Consider the following 1,442-nt stretch of genomic DNA (forward strand, 5'->3'; position numbering starts at 1 on the left):
AGGAACGTGTGGGCCTCCCTCGTGGACTGGGTCCCCTTCTTCACGGTCGGGGACAGGGACTACGAGCTCTACCGGCTCCCGGTCACCCCCTGGTGACGTGAACTACTCCGACCAATACCAGGTCCACCAGCCTGGACAAGCACGTCACGGGCAAGGAGCACACCGCGTAGAGCTTCAACTCCCACCTCAGGTCGACTAGCCAGGCTCGCCAGGGACACCAAGGCCGTGACCAGGAGCTTAGCCCGCTCCAGTACAGCCTGGCCCTGACGATCGTCACGAAGCCCCACGTCTTCGAGGACTTGAGCCCCCTGAACCGAACCTTCCTGGAAGGGGTTAAGATGATCCTGAAATCTATTATATAATATTACTAACTCATTTCGAGTAAGATGAATGCATGAGAACAATACCTCACCAGATAGAGGTAGTCCCTGCTCCTGTTCCAGGTGGCGAGCGACTCAGCTCTCATCACGTCCCTCCACGGTACCATGTGGGCAACATATTTAAACGTCTCCACAACTTCCTCGGCGGGGGCTCCGACCTCGCTGGATTGATCTTGAACTTCATGATTGGGACAACGAAGCCCCTCGCCTTAAGCCTTTATCTCCCCCATAATACCAAACTTAGTATTGCCTCCGAGTCAAAACGCCTCTTTCCTCACTTCCCCTTCACGAAAACATAAATATTACCCTAACTATGATGAAATACATTATTTTTCCACCAATTCATACGCAATTTATACCTTCTCTAGTATTGCCTCTCATCTAGTAAAATTGGTAAAACACAACTGACTGCATGAGAATACTCCCAGTAGAATTGCGAAGTATTAGGAGCTCAAAGATTAAATACACGTCGGTATGAAATTCTACATAATGAACAGAAGAGACTTTGTCAGGTTGATTTCCGCAGGCGCTTTGGGAGGTGCAGTGGTGGAGTTAGGTTCCTTATCCATCAAAAAAAGTGCCGACTCTATAGAAGGCATAAATATAATAGAAATAATAGGGATAAACGGACATTGTACTGTGAGGGTTGGGCAGACGGAAATATTTAATGGAAATGCCACTGAGGGTTCAGGTACATGTGGACTCTATGAGGCTCTGAAATATATTGAGGTTAACGGAAATTATGGAATGATAATGCTGTTGGGCGACATAAATATCATGAATTCGCCTGATTTATCGAACTTGAGTATTTTTCCAGAAATAGGTGGAATAGCGAAGGTGTATCTTAATCCATCTGGATTCGACTTTTTCCTCTCCATCAGGGAATTCCTCTCTCCAACCATCCAACCCCTCTGGTATCAGGACGTTGGGGTAGTTAACGATGTCCTCTCCAAGAGGTGGAGCTTCTCCCAGGATCCCTACGTCTTCTTCGACTCCACCTCCTCCCTGATCTTCGCCAACGGGAATCAGGCCATAGGTACGCCGTCAGCCTTCACCGTATCG

At 48.2% G+C, this 1,442-nt stretch carries 2 protein-coding genes and 1 pseudogene; 1 reads left to right on the plus strand and 2 read right to left on the minus strand.

Annotation, left to right across the window (positions count from 1 at the left end):
- Positions 1–82 precede the first annotated feature (82 nt).
- A complete protein-coding gene (locus METMK1DRAFT_RS16650) occupies positions 83–277 on the minus strand; it encodes a hypothetical protein (protein ID WP_245544630.1) in 195 nt (64 codons plus the stop codon).
- 90 nt (positions 278–367) lie between these two features.
- Positions 368–514, minus strand: a complete 147-nt coding sequence (locus METMK1DRAFT_RS17795) for a hypothetical protein (protein ID WP_155812419.1) — start codon at positions 512–514, stop codon at positions 368–370.
- Between the two features lie 355 nt (positions 515–869).
- Between METMK1DRAFT_RS17795 and METMK1DRAFT_RS18260 the strand changes: the two are divergent.
- Positions 870–1,442, plus strand: a pseudogene (locus tag METMK1DRAFT_RS18260) (hypothetical protein); the annotation flags it as partial.

It is taken from the genome of Metallosphaera yellowstonensis MK1, assembly GCF_000243315.1.
GTDB classification, from domain to species: Archaea; Thermoproteota; Thermoprotei_A; order Sulfolobales; family Sulfolobaceae; genus Metallosphaera; species Metallosphaera yellowstonensis.